The 17,190-nt window shown below is 65.6% G+C and carries 16 protein-coding genes; 9 read left to right on the forward strand and 7 right to left on the reverse strand.

Annotated features, from left to right (window positions below):
- Positions 1-67: 67 nt before the first annotated feature.
- Positions 68-985 carry a helical membrane plugin domain-containing protein gene (locus tag AC1HIY_RS00160; RefSeq protein WP_479574677.1) on the forward strand — a complete coding sequence of 306 codons (918 nt, stop codon included), beginning with the start codon at positions 68-70 and terminating at the stop codon, positions 983-985.
- 39 nt (positions 986-1,024) lie between these two features.
- Here the strand turns inward: AC1HIY_RS00160 and AC1HIY_RS00165 are convergent, their stop codons facing one another.
- From AC1HIY_RS00165 to AC1HIY_RS00195, 7 genes are all read right to left on the reverse strand, one after another.
- On the reverse strand, positions 1,025-2,863 hold the full coding sequence (locus AC1HIY_RS00165) for a hypothetical protein (RefSeq protein ID WP_479574678.1): 1,839 nt from the start codon (positions 2,861-2,863) through the stop codon (positions 1,025-1,027).
- 90 nt (positions 2,864-2,953) lie between these two features.
- On the reverse strand, positions 2,954-3,535 hold the full coding sequence (locus tag AC1HIY_RS00170) for a rhodanese-like domain-containing protein (protein ID WP_479574679.1): 582 nt from the start codon (positions 3,533-3,535) through the stop codon (positions 2,954-2,956).
- Between the two features lies 1 nt (position 3,536).
- Positions 3,537-4,148: a YeeE/YedE thiosulfate transporter family protein gene (locus tag AC1HIY_RS00175; protein WP_479574680.1), complete on the reverse strand. Its 612-nt coding sequence runs from the start codon at positions 4,146-4,148 to the stop codon at positions 3,537-3,539.
- A 25-nt stretch (positions 4,149-4,173) separates the two neighbouring features.
- Positions 4,174-4,701, reverse strand: a complete 528-nt coding sequence (locus AC1HIY_RS00180; RefSeq protein ID WP_479574681.1) for a YeeE/YedE thiosulfate transporter family protein — start codon at positions 4,699-4,701, stop codon at positions 4,174-4,176.
- A gap of 3 nt (positions 4,702-4,704) precedes the next feature.
- Positions 4,705-5,649 (reverse strand): NrfD/PsrC family molybdoenzyme membrane anchor subunit, encoded by a 945-nt coding sequence (nrfD, locus tag AC1HIY_RS00185; protein WP_479574682.1) that lies wholly within the window; start codon positions 5,647-5,649, stop codon positions 4,705-4,707.
- Between the two features lie 7 nt (positions 5,650-5,656).
- Positions 5,657-6,205, reverse strand: a complete 549-nt coding sequence (locus AC1HIY_RS00190; protein ID WP_479574683.1) for a 4Fe-4S dicluster domain-containing protein — start codon at positions 6,203-6,205, stop codon at positions 5,657-5,659.
- Positions 6,206-8,419 carry a molybdopterin-containing oxidoreductase family protein gene (locus tag AC1HIY_RS00195; RefSeq protein ID WP_479574684.1) on the reverse strand — a complete coding sequence of 738 codons (2,214 nt, stop codon included), beginning with the start codon at positions 8,417-8,419 and terminating at the stop codon, positions 6,206-6,208.
- A gap of 295 nt (positions 8,420-8,714) precedes the next feature.
- Between AC1HIY_RS00195 and AC1HIY_RS00200 the strand changes: the two genes are divergently transcribed.
- The 8 genes from AC1HIY_RS00200 to AC1HIY_RS00235 all read left to right on the forward strand — a co-directional run bounded on the left by AC1HIY_RS00200 (position 8,715) and on the right by AC1HIY_RS00235 (position 17,189).
- A complete protein-coding gene (locus tag AC1HIY_RS00200) occupies positions 8,715-9,917 on the forward strand; it encodes an NAD(P)/FAD-dependent oxidoreductase (RefSeq protein ID WP_479574685.1) in 1,203 nt (400 codons plus the stop codon).
- A 123-nt stretch (positions 9,918-10,040) separates the two neighbouring features.
- On the forward strand, positions 10,041-11,036 hold the full coding sequence (locus tag AC1HIY_RS00205; RefSeq protein ID WP_479574686.1) for a TorD/DmsD family molecular chaperone: 996 nt from the start codon (positions 10,041-10,043) through the stop codon (positions 11,034-11,036).
- A 178-nt stretch (positions 11,037-11,214) separates the two neighbouring features.
- The gene (locus tag AC1HIY_RS00210; RefSeq protein ID WP_479574687.1) at positions 11,215-12,555 is read left to right on the forward strand and encodes a thymidine phosphorylase; all 1,341 of its coding nucleotides are present in this window, start codon (positions 11,215-11,217) and stop codon (positions 12,553-12,555) included.
- Between the two features lie 153 nt (positions 12,556-12,708).
- Positions 12,709-13,476 (forward strand): PspA/IM30 family protein, encoded by a 768-nt coding sequence (locus AC1HIY_RS00215; protein ID WP_479574688.1) that lies wholly within the window; start codon positions 12,709-12,711, stop codon positions 13,474-13,476.
- An 83-nt stretch (positions 13,477-13,559) separates the two neighbouring features.
- The gene (locus AC1HIY_RS00220; RefSeq protein ID WP_479574689.1) at positions 13,560-14,033 is read left to right on the forward strand and encodes a hypothetical protein; all 474 of its coding nucleotides are present in this window, start codon (positions 13,560-13,562) and stop codon (positions 14,031-14,033) included.
- An 80-nt stretch (positions 14,034-14,113) separates the two neighbouring features.
- The gene (locus AC1HIY_RS00225) at positions 14,114-14,986 is read left to right on the forward strand and encodes a hypothetical protein (RefSeq protein WP_479574690.1); all 873 of its coding nucleotides are present in this window, start codon (positions 14,114-14,116) and stop codon (positions 14,984-14,986) included.
- Between the two features lie 88 nt (positions 14,987-15,074).
- Complete coding sequence (locus AC1HIY_RS00230) at positions 15,075-15,857, forward strand: enoyl-CoA hydratase-related protein (protein ID WP_479574691.1); 783 nt, start codon at positions 15,075-15,077, stop codon at positions 15,855-15,857.
- Positions 15,858-15,920: 63 nt separating this feature from the next.
- On the forward strand, positions 15,921-17,189 hold the full coding sequence (locus AC1HIY_RS00235) for a hemolysin family protein (RefSeq protein ID WP_479574692.1): 1,269 nt from the start codon (positions 15,921-15,923) through the stop codon (positions 17,187-17,189).
- Position 17,190 lies beyond the last annotated feature (1 nt).

Genomic DNA, 17,190 nt, shown 5'->3' on the forward strand with positions numbered 1-17,190 from the left:
TGACCATGCGCGGGCGACAGGCCGTCGCCGGGCTCCCTTTCTTCCTCACCATCGATCCTGAACAGCCATGGCAGACTCTCCGAGCAACGGGATGGCAACCCTCGAAGCGCGACTGAACGAGCCCGACACGGCGGCGGCCCTGAACCGTCTCATCGACCGCATCGACACGCTCGAGAGCGCCGTCGACAAGCTGGCGACGATGATGGCGCAGGGGCCGGGCATGGCCTCCATGTTCGTCGATATCGCCGACGACACCGCCGCCCACATGATGGACGCCGGCATCGACCTCGACGCGCGCATGAAGAACGCGCTCACGCTCGCCGAAAAGCTCACCGCTCCGAAGACCGTGGAGGTGCTCGGCGGTCTCATCGACCGCATCGACCGGCTCGAACGACTCAATGCGTTCGCCGAGCAGGCCCCGGGCATGGCCTCCATGTTCGTCGACATCGCCGACGACACCGCCGCCCACATGATGGACGCCGGCATCGACCTCGACGCGCGCATGAAGGACGCCCTCGCCCTCACGGAGAAGCTGACCGAGCCCCGGAACATGCAGATCCTCTCGGGCCTCGTGGACCGGCTCGATCAGTTGGAGGAAGCGCTGGCGACGACCGACCAGGCCCCCGGCATGATCGCCATGTTCGTCGACATCGCCGATGAGATGTTCAAGGAGGCCATCGATGCCGGCGTGGACGTGGAGAAAGGCATCATTCAGGGCGCGAAGGCCGCCATTGCTTTCGGGCAGATCCTCGGGCCGCACGAGCTTGAATCGATCAAGGCGCTGGTCACCTCCGGCGTGCTCGAACCGAAGGCGGTCAACGCCGTGGCCGGCGCCGGGCGCGCACTTGCGGCGAGTCAGGAGACCCCTGCCGAACCGATCGGCCCGCTCGGGCTGCTGCGCTCGCTCCGGGACCCGGACATCCAGAAGGCCCTCGGCTTCCTCATCAAGTTTGCCAAATATTTCGGTCGCGAGGACCTCACCTAGCATTCCTCCGGAGCTCCGCTCCTCGCTCCCGCACCTGGCTCACGGGACGGCATCTACCGGCGTCGCGCGGCAGACGGTATGCATCCGAAGGAGCGCTTCGGGGAAGTCGTCGAAGATGCGGCGTCCGCGTTCGCTCTCGGGGTCGTGGCACGTCAGGCAGGCTCCGACGCGGAGGATGCGTTGTTGTTCGCGCCGGGAGAAGGGGCGTGCGTCGAGGCGCGTGGCGGAAGCGCCGGTTCGCGTCTGAAGGAAGGGCGTCCAGGCATCGGCGGGGAGGCCGTCGCGAAGGGGCGCGAAGGCCGGAGCAAAGTGCCACGAAGCCGCCGCGCCGTTCGTCTCCAGCGTCAGGCGGCCGCGTCCGAAGCCGAGCGCGATCGGGTCGCGGTGGCACGCATCGCACGCCCGCCCCCCGGCGGCCACGGTGTGCGGCGCGGCAGGCGCGAAGAGCCGGTGGAACGTCCCTTCCTCACGCAGGCTTCCCCCGTCGTCGTCGACCGGGCGCCGGTGCGTATTCAGCGTCATGATCATGCCGGGCGCAAACGGCTCAATGCGCGAAGCGCCGGTCGCCGCGTCCTCCCGGACGCCGAGCGTCGGCGCATCGGCGAAGAAGTCGGAGGCGAACTCGCGCCACGTCCCGTCCTCGTCGCGCTGGGTATGGCACCCCACGCACTGTGGAGCCCACGCGGTGTGACAACTCCGGCACGCGAGCCGCTCATGTCCCCGACGCGCGCACGCTTCGGCGGGCGGCGAGAGCCGGAAGCGGCGGCGCTCCAGCTTCGTTTCGAGCACCGGGCGCCCCTCTTCGAGAAAGACATTGACGAGCGCCCGACCCGTCTTTCCCGCCTTCAGAAAACGACGCCCGGGGAGATCGCGTCCATACCGGAGGCGAAGGATCGTGCGGGATTCCTCGTCGAGTTCGTCCCATCCGAGCGTCTCGGGCGTCTCCGCCGCGTGGCAGCTTTCACACGTGATCTCGAGCTGTTCGCCCTCATGCCGATAGATACGCCCGTCGCCCATCGTCTCGCGCGCGGTGTGGCAGTCGATGCACGCGAGTCCGAGCGCGTGGTGCGCATCTTCCGTCCGGCGTTCGAACACCCGTCCGTCGGCGAGGCGGCGGTGCTCCGGGTCGTCTGCGGACACGTCGGCGTGGGCCAGGAGCGTCTCGTGCCACCCCTCATAGTTCGTGCTGATGCGTCCCGAACGGCTGTGGCAGCCGAAGCAGTGGTCGTCGGAGACGTCGATCGAGAGCGCGGGGTGGAAGTCCGGCGTGCGGGGGCGGTCGTACCGGACGTGACACGCCACACAGCCGCCTCCGCGGGAAAGCTCGGTGACGGGGCCCGGCTCGGTCTTTTCGCGGGCGAGGTGGCACGAGGCGCAGAGTTGCCGGAGGTGTGTGTCGGCGAGGCTCTCACCGAGGTCCGCCATCGTAGCGAGGCCGTCCGGGGTGGGCTGCTCGCCGAAAACGAAGCGATCCACGGCCACGATGCCGCGCGCGGTGGCCATGAGCGACTGCGCCACGCGCGCCGTCACGCCGGGGTGGCAGCCCGCCTGCCCGCACGTCTCCGCCGCCCGGTCGAGGTTGCCCGGCACACGGATCAGGCCCTCGTGCGCTTCGGCCTCATCGAGGGCCTCCGGTCGCCCGGCGTGGCACGCCGCGCACCCGACGACCGGCGGCGCGTGCGCCTCGGAGAGCCCCTCGGGCACGCCGTGACACGTCACACAGCTTTCGGCTTTCGCGGCGACGGGCGAACCGATGGGCGCGGGAGCCTCCCGGCGCACGGACGCGCCATAGATCCACACGAGCGCCACCAACGCCGCCGTCAGAAGTGCGACGAGCGCCAAAGTGCGAAAAAAGGGAGCGGGGGCGGATGCCGGCATGGCCTGCCTCGTGAAGACGACGGGGAAACGGCGATGCCGGAGAAGATACGCGCAGGCGCGAAGTGCGGGAAGGAAAAAGTGCGGGCGAGGTCAGCAGCCTTCGTCCACGACGCCTGCGGCCCGGGGCCGGAGCACCGGCGTCACCGCACGGGGGCGTTCCACGGGCGCCTCGACGGTCTTTCCGGAGAAATAGTTCGCCAGTGCGAGGCGTTCCCGATACTGTTCCCACGCCGTCTCCGGCGCGTCGGCGGGCGGCGCATCGGGGTTGAGGACGCGGGCTTTCCACGCCGCCACGCCGCCATCGAGCACGTACACGTCGGGGTGATACGGCTTGATGGCCCGCCACGCCGCGAGCGCCTCCGCCGTGTTGTCGGCATATACGATGATGGTCCGATGCGGCGGCAGGCTCTGCACCGTCGCCGGGTCTTCCAACTTGTTCGAGGGCACACAGATCGCCGTTTTGATGGCGCTTTGGTCGAACGCATCCTTTGAGCGGAGGTCGATGAGGAGATAGTCGTGATCCCCTTCGACGATCCACTGGCTCAGTTCGTCCGGCTGAATCAGATTTGCCTCTGCCTCCGGCGGCGTTTCCGGCTGCTCCACCTTCGGCGGCGGCAAGAGCAGGAGAACTACGGCCACGACCAGGCCCGCGATGATTCCGGTTTTGCTCACGTCACACCTCCTGAAGCTTCGGGTTGAATTTCCGTTCGGCCCATTCCGCGGCCACGAAGCCGACGAGGGCAATGACCATGACGAAGAAGCCGACCACGCCCGGCTTGACGCCCAGCCACTCCCACAGGGTCAACCGCCCGCTGAAGCCCTCGGTTTCCAGATTGAAGAATGTCATGATGGGTTTGAGCGGGACGAGTTCGGCAAAAATAAACATGCCGAGCATGCCGCCAAGCACCGAGAAGATGGCGTCGATGCGCGCCGTCATCACGCCGACGAGCGCCGTACCGGGGCAGTACCCGCCAATGATGAAGCCGAAGCCCATGATCAGCCCGCCCACGACGCCGGACCAGAGGTACGTCGGATTGATGTAGATCAGGTCGAGGTCGAGCAGGCCGAGCGAGCTAAAAACGATCAGCCCCGTCATCGTGGTGACGATGGCGGCGAACATGACCTTGAAGACCGCCATGTCCCGAAAATAGAATTGCATGGCCAGCTTGTCGGCATTGCCGAAGCCGGCCTGTTCGAGGAAGAAGCCGAAGCCGACGCCGAGGACGAAGGCGATCACGAAGTCCGTGAGTTCGGCGAATCCGAGACTGTCAACGAGAGGGAACATGATCGGTAGAATTTGGGAGGATATATCAGATCCAGAGTTTGCGCACGAACCACGCCAGTCCGTACGCTCCGGCGAAGATACAGAGCATCGTGATCCAGCTTCCGGCGGCGAGGGTGGCTCCGCCCGAGAGCGCGACGCCGCTCGTGCACCCCCGCGCCAGGCGCGCGCCGAAGCCGAAGAGCGTACCGCCGAGCATCGCATAGAGCAGGCGTTGCCGCGCCGTGATGCGCGGCCCGCGATGCAGTTCGAGATGCAGCCGTCCCGCCGACGCGCCCGAAATCAGCCCGCCCACGAGCACCCCCAGCGCTTCCCAGACGAGCCAGTTGTGCCACGGATTCTGCCCGTCACCGCCGTACTTCGAGAGATAAAAATTATTGTCCACATGCTCTTGCGAGACCACCTTCTCGGCCTGCACCACCGTCCGCATGAGCGCGCCCGAAGCGCCGAGGCCGCGCCCGGAAATCAGATAGGCCATCAACAGCACCAGTCCCAGCCCGATCCCCGCCACGTAGGGATTCATGTAGGTCGTGGGCTTTGCCTGAAAAGTTCTCATGTCTCAGTACCCGATCCATGTGGTCAATTGTCCGGCTTCCACGATGAAGAACCGGAAGATCAGCCCGCCCAGCAACACGAAGGCCGGGGCTATGAAGCGCGGCTGCGGGCGTCCCTTGAGATGGAAAGCTTCGAGCAGCAACGGCAACGCCAGACCGATCATCACCACGACCACCCAGAAGTAGGTCGTCAGTTCGCCGCCGAAGACCAGATGCGCCGCCGCCTGTTGCCGTTCCGGCCCGGACACCATGCCGATGAGCATCAACCCGATCAGGAACAGTTCGAGGGCGATCAGCCCGACGTCGATGCGCGTATAGAGGCGGTGTTCCTGCTCGTCCCGGCTCATCCACTGCACCAGCGCCGCGCCGGATGAGAGGCCGGAGACGAGGAAGATCGGGCCGAGGATGGCGGTGTTCCAGAAGGGCCGCGCGCCGTACGCGCTCAGCAGGATGCCGGTATAGATACCCAGCGCCACCCCCAGCCCGATGCCGAGGCCCGCGAGCTTCATGAGATGTTTCTCGGAGAAGGCCGCCGGCCCGCGCAGTCCCTTCCGCTCGGCCCAGGCGTACAGGCCCGGCCAGGTCTCCCGCATCGTCCCGGCGATCAGAAGCACGCTCACCGGCATGACCAGAAGCAGGATCCACGACCCCCACGACATCGGCGAGGTTACCTGAAACGTGGTGTAGAAGCGATAAACGTGGATCTTGTGTTCGAGATCGAGGAAGAGCGAAAAGAGCCCCACGCCAAGCACGACCGGCGTCCACACGAGCAGTCGCTGCGCCGCCGTAGGCGCGGCCTTGCGGCGCTGAAGCACGCTGAGCGCGCCGAGGATCAGCAGGCCCGCCGTGAGCCCGCCGAGAAAAAGATACACCGACACCTGCCACCGCCAGATGTCCAGCACCGGGTCGATGTCGGGATTCATTCTGTGGGTCGTGATGAATTCTTCCATGACGCACTCAGATCAGATAATACACGTTGGGCTCGGTGCCCGCCTCGGGGGCCAACACCTTGAAGGGACGGCTTTCGAGCAGCTTGCTGACGTTGCTTTCGGGATCGTTCAGGTCGCCGAAATGCATGCAATGCGTGGGGCACGAGGCCACACAGGCGGGGTCGAGCCCCTCCCGCACCCGATGGATACAGAACGTGCACTTGCTCACGTATCCTTCCGGGCGCACGTACCGGGCATCGTACGGGCACGCAGCGATGCAGGCCTTGCACCCGGTGCACATGTCGGGATCGACCAGCGTGATGTTGCTCTCGTCATCGACGAAGCTCGCGCCCGTGGGGCAGGCGTGGACGCACGGCGGGTTCGAGCAGTGATTGCATCGCTCCGAGCGATATTCCATGTGAAGGTTCGGAAAGACGCCCGTAACCGACTCCACGATCCAGTCCCGGCAGAAGCCCTCCGGCACCTCGTTCTCCATCTTGCAGGCCACCACGCAATCCCCACAGCCGATGCACAGCTTGGTGTCGATGACCATGGCGTACCGTTTCTTCGCCGCCATCTATACGCCCTCCGTAATAAACGTGACAAAGTTCGAGCGCCGGCCCGTGCCGCCCATCAGAGGATCGATCTTGACCGTGGTGCACATCTCATTGTCGTCGGCGCCTCTTCCGAAGCCGCGCTTCAGGCGGGGATCCGAATGGCCGAAGCCGTGCACCATGTACACGCAGTCCGGCCGGATCCGCTCGGTGATGCGGGTGCGGATGGGGAACTGCGACGTCTTGCCGTCCTGATTTTGCATTTTCACGTATTGCCCCGCCTTCAGGCCCCAGTCCGCCGCCACCTGCGGGTTGATCCACAACTCATTCTCCGGCATGAGTTCGGTGAAGATGGGGCTGTTCGTGGTGCGGGAGAACGTATGGAACGGCGAGCGCCCCTGAAGCAGGCGGTAGAAGCCGTCGGGCGGCTGGGCATGCGGCGTATAGCGCGGGATCGGGTCGAAACCCGCGTCGGCCATCTGTTGCGAGTACAGTTCGATCTTGCCGCTCGGCGTGTTGAAGCTCACCTCTTCGTCGGGCTGATAATAATTGGGTCCCTGCGACGGGAGCGTCTTCACGCCGAGTTTGCGCATCTCTTCGAGCGACGAGCCGACCTGCTTCAGCCGGTAATCGAGATAGGCCTCCATGTCCGCCCACGGGAAATAGTCCTCCAGGCCCATCATCCCGGCGAGTTTTTTGACCATCCACGCGGAGGGCTTGCTCTCATAGGCCGGCTCGAAGGCGGGCGTGCGGACGGCGATCTGCGGGACGCGCCCCGGCGAGGTGCGGATGTCGTCGTAGCGTTCGAGGTACGTGCACTCGGGCAGCACCACGTCGGCCCATCCGGTAATCTCCGCGGGCAGGATGTCTACGGCGATCATCAGGTCGAGCTTTTGAATGGCCGCGATGGTCTTCTCCGGCTCGGGGAGCGAATAGATGAGGTTGCTGCCGTAGACCAGCCAGGCCTTGATCTGCTTCTCGGGATCGGGCGGCTCGAGCGTCATGTCGCGGACGTGCGAGGCCACGGGCGAGAGCGCCCACGGGTACAGCGCGCGCGTGAAGTCGCACGGCGACCAGGCCGGTTTGGGAAACGGCGGGTGCGGGTAGGCGGGCACGTGGGCGCTCTGCGGGATGTAGAAGCCGCCCTTGCGTCCCCAGCTTCCGAGCAGCGCGTTCAGGATGGCAATGGCGCGCGAGCGCTGCGTGTCGTCGCCGTACCACGTGACGTGCCGCCCCGGATGCACCAGCGTCGCCGGCGCGTGCAGGGCCATCAGGCGCGCCGTCTCGCGAATCACCTCGGGTTTGATCGAGGTGATCGGGTAGGCCCACTCCGGCGTGTTTTCCCGGACGGCTTCCTTGAGCTTATCGAGCCCGACGGTATAGCGCGCGACGTAGTCCTGGTCATACAACCCTTCTTCGAGGACGACGTTGATCCATGCCAGCAGCAACGCAACGTCCGTGGCGGGTTTGATCGGCAACCAGTGGCGGGCCTTGCTCGCGGCCACGGAGAAGCGCGGATCGACCACGATCACCTCCGTGCCCCGGGCAAGCGCCTTGCTCATCTCCTGCACCTGTCCGTTGTGCAGGTTCTCGCCGATGTGCGAGCCGATGAGCACGAGACAACGGCTGTTCTCGATGTCCGTGCGCTCGGGCGAGCCGACCGTCTCGCCGTAGGTCAGGTAGAACCCGGCCGCGCGAGGGCCTCGGCACTGTGCAAACGATGGCGCGGCGATGCAATTCGCGCCGAAAGCCTTCACGAGCGTCTTCCAGTGCGCGGCGCCGTTGCCGTGGCTGAACATGGCCAGCGATTCCGGCCCGTGCGTCTCTTTGAGCGCCTGCAGCCGCTCAGCGATGAACCCGAGCGCCTCGTCCCAGCTCACCTCCTTGAACGTCTGTCGACCGTCCTTCTCCACTCGAATCAGCGGGCGCTGCAAACGATTCGGGTCGTTATAAAGGCCCAGCCCGCTCGAGCCGCGCGTGCACAGGCGCCCGTGCGAATGCAAGTCTTCGTCGTGGCCGATGATCTTCCAGGGGCGGCCGTTTTTCGTGTACGCCCAGCCTGCGCATTTCCAGAAGCAAATTTCACAATACGTGGGCGCGCGCGTGATGACGTCGCCGGGCTGAACGGGGAAGGTCTTCGCGGCGCTCGGCCCCCATTCGAAGACCTTCGGGGCCAACGACATCGACCCGAGCCCCAGCGCGCCGATTTTGATGAACTCGCGGCGGTTGACGGACATATCCGTTTCGAGATAAGGTTGGATGATGCATTCCGGAAGGCTCCCCGCACCAACCGGGCGCCGGGGCGCAGTCCGGGCGGGAAATTATGAGGTCCCTTCCGGCCCATTTGAACGCTTTTCCCGAGCCGCTCTGTAGGGCCTCGACCCCCAGGCCCTGACAGGAATTCCCCCACAACGGCCGATAGGTTTAAAAAATATATTTATCCTGTATGACATGTAATAACATGTTGCTCCCAGGAGTCTATCCGTGTATCTTTGGGCCTTCCAGCCACACACCAACCAGGAGAACTGCTGCATGAAAGATCACTATCAGGTCCTCGTCGTCGGCGGAGGAACCGCCGGGCTCACCGTCGCCGCCCAGTTGCGCAATCAGGCCGATCCGCCCGAGGTGGCCATCATCGAGCCCTCCGAGAAGCACTATTACCAGCCGATCTGGACCCTCGTCGGGGGAGGCGTCTTTCCTCGCGAAATCTCCGAACGGGACGAAGCCGACTTCATCCCCGACGGCGCGGTCTGGATCCGGGATGCCGTCGCCTCGTTCGACCCCGACGCCAACACCGTCGCCACGCGCGACGGGAAGACCATCGGATACGACTACCTCGTCGTCTGCCCCGGCATTCAGATCGACTGGGACAAGATCCCGGGACTGGCGGAATCGCTCGGCTCGAACGGTGTGTGCAGCAATTACTCGTATGAGACGGTCCCGTACACCTGGGAGACGCTGCGTCATCTCAAGGGCGGGCGCGCGATCTTCACGCAGCCTGCGACGCCCATCAAATGCGGCGGCGCCCCTCAGAAGATCATGTACCTGACGGCGGATCACCTTCGCCTGAAGGGCGCGCTCGACGACACCGACATTCAGTTCATGTCTCCGGGCCTGGTGGTTTTCGGGGTGAAAGCGTTCGAGCGCACGTTGAAGAAGGTCATCGCCCGGTACGGCATCACCTTCAACATTCAGCATGAGCTCGTCGAGGTGCGCGGAGATAAGGGAGAAGCGGTCTTCAAGGTGACGGCCGAAGACGGAAGCGTTTCGGAGAAGGTGCTTTCGTTCGACATGCTCCACGTGACGCCCCCGCAGAGCGCGCCGGACTTCATCAAGCAGAGTCCGCTCGCCAACGCCGAGGGCTGGGTGGACGTAGACCCCTCCACGCTTCAGCACAACCGGTATCCGAACGTCTTCGGCCTGGGCGACGCCGGCGGCACGCCCAATGCCAAGACCGGCGCCGCCGTGCGCAAGCAGGCGCCCACCGTCGTGCAGAACCTGTTGCAGTACATGGCCACCGGCTACCTCGACGACCCCGTCGTCTACAAAGGTTACTCCTCCTGTCCGCTCGTGACCGGATACGGAAAGCTGGTGCTGGCCGAATTCGACTACGACAACCAGCCCATGCCCTCCTTCCCGTTCGACACGACGCAGGAGCGATACAGCATGTATGCGCTCAAGGTCTACGGCCTGCCGCAGATGTACTGGCACGGCATGCTTCGGGGGCGGGTATAAATTCTGATTATTCTTTCGTATATATAAAAGAAGCGCGCAGCTCCCCACTGCCGCTCACCCGTGCGTCGAAACACAACCTACATGAGCGGGTGCAGGCTCACCTCCTGCGCTTTGTCTGCTCTTATGCCTGAAACTCACTCCTTGCTCGCGCGCAGCCGGGCCTATCACCTGCTCAGTCGCCTCTATTTCGAGGGATTGAGCCCGGTGCTCTTGCCCGCCGTGGAAGCCACACCCGAACTGGCGGAAGCTCTGCCGACGTCCTTTTCCCCCGATGAGGCCGCGGCGGATTACCAGCACCTGTTCGGGTTTAACGTCTTCCCCTTTGCCAGCGTCTTCCTCGATCCCCGGGGCATGCTCGACGGTCCCGTGACCGATTACGTCCGGCGACAGTTTCAACGGGCCGGATGTCCGACGCCCCTCACCGGAGAGGCCCCCGACCACCTCGGGCAAGAGTTGACCCTGCTGACCTTCCTCGCGCGGGCGGAAGCCGGAGCGTGGATCGACGGGCTGCCCACCGAGGCCGAGCGCATCCGCCGCCTCGAACGCCGGTTCATGGACGAACACCTGCTCGGCTGGCTGGTTGCTTTCACCCGGGCCGTCCGGGACGAGGGCTTCCCCTTCTTCACCGTCCTGGCCGAATTGACGCTGGATCTCGTGCTCGACCACCGCTCCGCGCTGGGCTACGGCGGGCGGATGACCTCAAAACGTTTCACCCTGCCCGAGCCGCCCCCGCTCCTCGACGACCCGCGCACCGGTCTGAAGGACATCGCGGCCTACCTCACCACGACGCCGTGGGCCGGCCTGTTCCTCAGCCGCGACGCCATCACCCGCCTCGGACGCCGCGCCGGTGTGCCCCGCGGCTTCGGCGACCGCACCCAGATGCTCGCCAACCTCTTCCGCGCCGCCGCCGAATACGACCGCCTCGACGTCGTGCTCGAACACCTGACGGCCCTGACCGCCACATGGCGCGCGCACTACGTCGCTCTCTGCGCGCGAAACACACCCGGCCTCTCCGATATCGTGGACGTGTGGACCGAACGCCTCGCCACGACCGACCGCCTCCTCGACCGCCTCCGCGAAGCCGCCCGCCAGCCCAACGGGCTCCGCGAAAGCTCCTGAGTTGCTTCGCGGAACGCCCGTTCCTTCGCGACGGGTTGCCCGCCCCCGCATCCTCCCGGCGGCGCATCCGTAGAGGCGGCGTTTCCGTCGATGCGCCGGAGCACTTGTCATTAAGGCGCGCAGGCTTCATATTGCGCCCATCCGCTCCCGACACCGTCGGCCCTCTTTACCACCGCCTATGCTTGATTTCAACCCCGTCGATCTCATCATCGCCAAACGGGACGGGCGGGCGCTCACGCCCGAACAGATCCGCGCCCTCGTGGCGGCCTACACGCGCGGCGACGTGCCCGACTATCAGATGAGCGCCTTTCTCATGGCCGCTTTCCTCCGGGGCATGAACGAGGAAGAAGCCTTTGCGCTGACCGATGCGATGCTCCATTCGGGCGTCGTGCTCGATCTCTCGGACATCCCCGGTGTGAAGGTGGACAAGCACTCCACGGGCGGCGTCGGCGACAAGGTCTCGCTCATCCTTGCCCCGCTCGTGGCGGCCTGCGGCGTGCCCGTGCCGATGATCTCCGGGCGCGGCCTCGGTCACAGCGGCGGCACCCTCGACAAGCTCGAAGCCATCCCCGGCTTCCGCACCGACCTCTCCATCGACGACTACCGGCGGCTGCTCGCCCGCCTCGGCGTGGTGATGATCGGGCAGACCGCCGAGATCGCCCCCGCCGACCGCAAGCTCTACGCCCTCCGCGACGTGACGGGCGCCGTCGAATTCATCCCCTTCATCGCCGCCTCGATCATGAGCAAGAAGCTGGCCGAGGGCATCGACGCGCTCGTGCTCGACGTCAAGTGTGGGCGGGGCGCGTTCATGAAGCGGGAGGCCGACGCCCGGCGGCTGGCCGAGACGCTCGTCGGCATCGGCGAGCAGTTCGGCAAGCGCACCGTGGCCCTGCTGACCGACATGGAGACCCCCCTCGGCCGCGGCATCGGCAACTGGCCCGAGACGGCGGAAGCCATCCGCTGCCTCCACGGCGAAGACGTCCCGGACGTGATGGAGGTGACCTACGCGCTGGCGGGCGAGATGCTCTGCCTCGGCGGCGCGGCGGCCTCGCCGGAAGAGGGCGTCGCGCGCGCCAGGGAAACCCTTGCCTCGGGCCGGGCCCTCGACCGCTTCATCGCCCTCGTCGAAGCCCAGGGCGGCGACGCTTCCGTCGTGCGAGACCCCGCGCGGCGGGCCGACGCCGAACCCGTAGCCGAAGTGCGCGCCCCCGACGACGCGACGGGCTTCGTGGCCGGCCTCGACGCGCTCGCGCTCGGCTGGACCGCCGTGGCCATGGGCGCCGGACGCCGCCGCAAAGAAGACCCCGTGGACCCCACCGCCGGCATCACCCTCAACAAAAAGCCCGGCGACCCCGTAAAGCCCGGCGAGGTGCTGGCCCGCCTGCACACCCGAAAGACCGGACAGATCCCGGACTTCCGGGACGCCGTCGCGCGGGCCTTCACCTTCAGCGAAGCGCCGGCGGCGCCCGCCTCTCGCCTCCTCAACCGCTATGCCGACGGGCAATGGGCGAACTCTTGAACGCCGCGCATCGTTACACGCATGATTCGCTATCTCTCGAAAAAAACAAAACTTCCCGGCCCATGCCGACCCGACAGCGTCGAAGGTTTGCTATATTTGAGCCGGGCGCCATCCCCTACGTCCCTGCCTCCCAAACCCTAACCCCTTCGGACTATGTCACTCTGGTCACGTTTTTCGCGCTGGATCAAATCCATCTTCGGCGGCGCCATTTCCGCCCTCGAAGACCCGCGCCTGATTCTGGAACAAAACATTCGGGAGCTGAACGATCAGGTCCCAAAGATGAACGAGAACATCGCGACGGTGAAGGCCAACGTGATGCTGCTGCAGAAAGAGGTGCGGCGGTATGAGCGTGAGATCAAGGACCTGACGGCGAAGGTCAAAGCCGGCATCCAGGCGGGCCGCGACGACATCGCCGAGCAGTATGCCGTGCGGCTCGAGAGCGTGCGCGAGGCGCTCAGCCGAACGAGCGAGCAGCTCAAGTATGCCTCGGCGGCGTACGACAAGGCGCTCCAGGTCAAGAAAGCCTTCATGCGCGAGAAAGAGCGCAAGATTCAGGAAGCGAAAGACGCCCTGCGCGCCCACGAACGCGCCCGGTGGCAGTCCAAGATCGCCGACACGCTCGAACAGTTCGAAGTCGCGGGCGTCGATGCCACGCACGACGAGATGCTCAACCGCCTCAACGAGGAGACGGCCCGTCAGGAAGCCCGCATGGAGATGGCCCTGGACTCCATCGACACCGACGCGATGCGGATCGAGGAAGACGCCCAGCAGATCCGCGCCCAGGAGCTCGTCAAGCAGTTCAAGCTCGAGATGGGCGTGACCGACGAGGGCGCCGAAGCCGAACCCCGCCTCGAAGTGCCGGAAGAGCAGGCCGAGCGCGGCGCGAAGACCATCGGCAAACAGCGTTCACAGACCGAATGAACCGGATCGCCGGTTTCGCGGCGCGAGGCGGCGATCCGAGGCGCGCCGCCGCCCGAAACCCGCGACCCCCAGCCTGAAAGCCCATGACGCCGGAAGCGTATCAACGGATCAAGGAGGCCGAGAAAGAGCACCTGCGCAAACTCAAGGCGCTCAAGCGGACCGTGCGCCGCCTCGAACGACAGAAGAAGCTCAACCAGGCGCTGGAGAACATCACCGGCGGGCGCGAGCGGGTGCTCGACACGCACGAGGAGATGATGGAGCAGCTGGCGATGGAGACGGCCCTGAGCGAGGCGCGCCTGGAGATGGCGCTCGAAGCGGAGCAGGCCGTGACCGAAGCCGAGGCCCGCGCCGCTCTGGAGGAAGACCTTCAAAAGGCGCGGGCGCGGGAACTCATCCGCCGGATAAAACTAGAGGTGGGATCGCCCGAGGCTGCGCCGGACCCTCCCGCCCGGCGCCCGACACCGTCTCCGGCGGAAGCGCCCGAAAAGCCGGTGTCCGACGCCCCCGCGCCGCCGCAAGGACTTCCGGAGAAAACCATCGGGCGGATGAAACCTTAGGGGCACGGCCCGCCGTATCGCACGCGGCGGCCTCCCCCGGTCCGGCGACCGCTTCGCCCACAGCCGTTGTTCAGGAGCGCATGAACGAAGCCGAGATCAATTATACCAAAGAAGCCTTTCTGCATCCGTGGAACCTGACGTTCCTCATCGTCTCGATGTTGCTCGCCTTCACGATCAGCCTCTTTTCGGGAAGCCCCGACTGGCTCTTCGACACCCTCCTGCTCTTCGCCGCCGCCGGCGAGCTGCTCTACCTCGGCATCATGCCGCGCCAGGAGCGTTTCCGACGCGCCGTCAAATCGCAACGCGCCGCCGAGTTCGCCAAGCCGCCCTCCCAAAAGGAGATCTTCCAGCATCTGACCAAGATCAGTCAGCGGCGGTATGCCCGGCTCCGGAAGCTCCAGAAAGACATCGCCGCCAACTATCGCAAGCTCAGTTATGCCTCGCAGGGCATGCTCGACAGCCACCTCAAAAAAATTAACGGACTGCTCGATTCGTACCTGAACCTCCTCTATCAGAAGGAACGGTACGAGTATTCCTCCCGAAACAAAACCGAGCTCGAGGTGGTGCGCGCCATCGAGGATCTGCGCGAAGACATGGAAGACGATTCGCCGCGCGTGAAGGCCATCAAAAAACGCCGCATGCGCATCCTCGAACAGCGGCTCGAACGCTTCAAGAAAGGACAGGAAAACCTCGAGATCATCGAAGCGCAGCTGGAGACCATCGAGGACGTGATCAAGTACATCCACGAGCAGTCGCTGACGCTGCGCAACCCTGAGGAGATCACCTTCCAGCTCGACACGCTGCTCTCCGAGGTCGAGGAGACCGAAGCCTCCGTCGAAGAGATCGAGCAAGTCTTCGCCCGCCCCGCCGACCTGCTCAGCGACCTCGACACGTTCGAGGATCCCACCCGGGATCGCGCCTCGGACGCGGAACGGTCGCGCCTGAAGAACTGACCCGCGACGCCGGAAGCGGGCGGATGCCGTGCGCCGGTCCGCCCTCCCGTCTTTTTGATCGATGCTCCCACACCCACCCCTCCCGAAAATGACGTTTGAAACCCTGCTTTACGAAGTCGACGGCGACGGCATCGCCCTCGTCACGATCAACCGTCCGGACAAGCTCAACGCGCTCAATGCGACCGTCATCGACGAGCTCGACCGGTGTTTTGCGGCGATGGAGACGGACGAGGCCGTGCGCGGGGTCGTGCTGACGGGGGCCGGGCCGAAGAGCTTCGTCGCCGGCGCGGACATCTCCCGTTTCCCCGACCTCGACGCCGTCTCGGGTCGCCGGATGGCGCTGCGCGGGCAGGCCGTCTTCAACCGGATCGAGGCGATGCCCCGGCCCGTGGTGGCCGCCGTCAACGGCTACGCGCTCGGCGGCGGGTGCGAGCTGGCGATGGCGTGCCACCTGCGCGTGGCTTCCGAGAACGCCCGCTTCGGGCAGCCGGAGGTCGACCTCGGCCTCATCCCCGGCTACGGCGGCACGCAACGCCTGCCCCGGCTCGTCGGGCGCGGCCTCGCCACGGAGATGATCCTCACCGGCGCGCCCATCGACGCGCACCGCGCCCACGCCATCGGACTGGTCAACCGCGTCGTGCCCGCCGAAGAGCTCCTCGACGCCGCCAGGAGCCTGGCCGCGACCATCGCGAAGAAGGCTCCGGTGGCCGTGGCGCTCTCGCTCGAAGCCATCCGGACCGGCGAGCGCGACCTGCCGCACGGGCTGGCCCACGAGGCGGCGCTCTTCGGACAAACCTGCGCCACGGAAGACTTCAAAGAGGGCGTGGCCGCCTTCCTCGAACGAAGGAAACCCGTGTTCAAGGGACGTTGACGCACGGTTCCCCCACCATCCCCGCATCGCGTGCCTCCGGAAGCGACCCTCGAAACCTCTGACATGGAGCTTTTTCTCATCCTTCTGATGCTCGGCCTGAGCGCGTTCTTCTCCGGCTCGGAGATCGCCTTCGTGACCGCCAACCGGTTGCGCGTGGAGGTCTTTGCGCGGCGAGGCGGGCGCGCGGCCCCCATCGTCCAGCGGTTTCTCCAGAACCCCTCCGACCTCCTCACGACGACACTCGTGGGCAACAACCTGGCGCTCGTCGTCTACTCGACGCTGATGGCGTTCTACCTCGAACCGCCGCTCCGGCATTTCTTCGAACAGAGCCTGAGCCCCGCCACCGCCGAAGTCCTCGTCCTTGCCACGCAGACCATCGTCGCGTCGGCCATCGTGCTCCTCTTCGGCGAGATCGTGCCCAAGACGATCATGCGCGAGTTCGCCAACCGCGCCGTCTTCCTCATGGCCGTGCCGCTCCGCATCACGTACGCGCTGCTGCTCCCGCTCATCAAGCTCGCCGGGTGGGCCGCCACGGCGCTCATCCGCCTCTTCGGAGCCGACGCCGACACCTTCACTCAGTTCATGCGCCGCGACTTCGAGCTGATGATCGAGGAGAGCAAACAGAGCGGCGAACTCGACCTCGACGAGGAGGAAAGCGAACTGCTCTCGAACGTCTTCGCCATGAGCACCATCCGCGTCAAGGAGTCGATGGTGCCGCGCACGGAGATCGTGGCCGTGGAGGAGCACACGTCGCTCGAAGCGCTCCGGCAGCGGTTCATCGAATCCGGCCACTCGAAACTGCCCGTCTACCGCGAGAACATCGACAACATCGTCGGCATCGCCTTCGCCTATGACCTCTTCGACGAACCGGAGTCGCTCGCCGAGATGATGCGCCCGGCGTACTTCGTCCCCGAGACGAAGCTCTCGAAAGACCTCCTCCGCGAGTTCCTCGCCACGAACACTTCTATCGCCATCGTCATCGACGAGTACGGCGGCACGGCGGGGCTGGTCACCATCGAGGACCTGCTCGAAGAGCTCTTCGGCGACATCCAGGACGAGTTCGACACCGAGGACGAGATCCTCCGGCAGGTCAGCGACGACACGTACCTCGTCAGCGGCCGCGTCGAGATCGACGCACTCGAGGACCGCTTCGGCATCCGGCTCTCCGACGGCGACTACGAGACCGTGGCGGGCTACCTCCTCGAACACACCGGCTCCATCCCCAAGCCGAACGACGAGTTCGAGTTCGACGGCTACCGCTTCACCGTCGTGCAGGCGACGGCCAACCGCATCGACCTCGTGCGCATCACCCGGCTGCCGTCGAAGGCGTGAG

Source organism: Rhodocaloribacter sp., assembly GCF_056451265.1.

What these genes read in the sequence shown, in the direction of transcription:
- AC1HIY_RS00160 (WP_479574677.1), top strand. Translation starts at nt 68, where the DNA reads ATGGCAGACTCTCCGAGCAACGGGATGGCAACCCTCGAAGCGCGACTG.
- AC1HIY_RS00165 (WP_479574678.1), bottom strand. Translation starts at nt 2,863, where the DNA reads ATGCCGGCATCCGCCCCCGCTCCCTTTTTTCGCACTTTGGCGCTCGTC.
- AC1HIY_RS00175 (WP_479574680.1), bottom strand. Translation starts at nt 4,148, where the DNA reads ATGTTCCCTCTCGTTGACAGTCTCGGATTCGCCGAACTCACGGACTTC.
- AC1HIY_RS00180 (WP_479574681.1), bottom strand. Translation starts at nt 4,701, where the DNA reads ATGAGAACTTTTCAGGCAAAGCCCACGACCTACATGAATCCCTACGTG.
- nrfD (WP_479574682.1), bottom strand. Translation starts at nt 5,649, where the DNA reads ATGGAAGAATTCATCACGACCCACAGAATGAATCCCGACATCGACCCG.
- AC1HIY_RS00190 (WP_479574683.1), bottom strand. Translation starts at nt 6,205, where the DNA reads ATGGCGGCGAAGAAACGGTACGCCATGGTCATCGACACCAAGCTGTGC.
- AC1HIY_RS00195 (WP_479574684.1), bottom strand. Translation starts at nt 8,419, where the DNA reads ATGTCCGTCAACCGCCGCGAGTTCATCAAAATCGGCGCGCTGGGGCTC.
- AC1HIY_RS00200 (WP_479574685.1), top strand. Translation starts at nt 8,715, where the DNA reads ATGAAAGATCACTATCAGGTCCTCGTCGTCGGCGGAGGAACCGCCGGG.
- AC1HIY_RS00205 (WP_479574686.1), top strand. Translation starts at nt 10,041, where the DNA reads ATGCCTGAAACTCACTCCTTGCTCGCGCGCAGCCGGGCCTATCACCTG.
- AC1HIY_RS00210 (WP_479574687.1), top strand. Translation starts at nt 11,215, where the DNA reads ATGCTTGATTTCAACCCCGTCGATCTCATCATCGCCAAACGGGACGGG.
- AC1HIY_RS00215 (WP_479574688.1), top strand. Translation starts at nt 12,709, where the DNA reads ATGTCACTCTGGTCACGTTTTTCGCGCTGGATCAAATCCATCTTCGGC.
- AC1HIY_RS00220 (WP_479574689.1), top strand. Translation starts at nt 13,560, where the DNA reads ATGACGCCGGAAGCGTATCAACGGATCAAGGAGGCCGAGAAAGAGCAC.
- AC1HIY_RS00225 (WP_479574690.1), top strand. Translation starts at nt 14,114, where the DNA reads ATGAACGAAGCCGAGATCAATTATACCAAAGAAGCCTTTCTGCATCCG.
- AC1HIY_RS00230 (WP_479574691.1), top strand. Translation starts at nt 15,075, where the DNA reads ATGACGTTTGAAACCCTGCTTTACGAAGTCGACGGCGACGGCATCGCC.
- AC1HIY_RS00235 (WP_479574692.1), top strand. Translation starts at nt 15,921, where the DNA reads ATGGAGCTTTTTCTCATCCTTCTGATGCTCGGCCTGAGCGCGTTCTTC.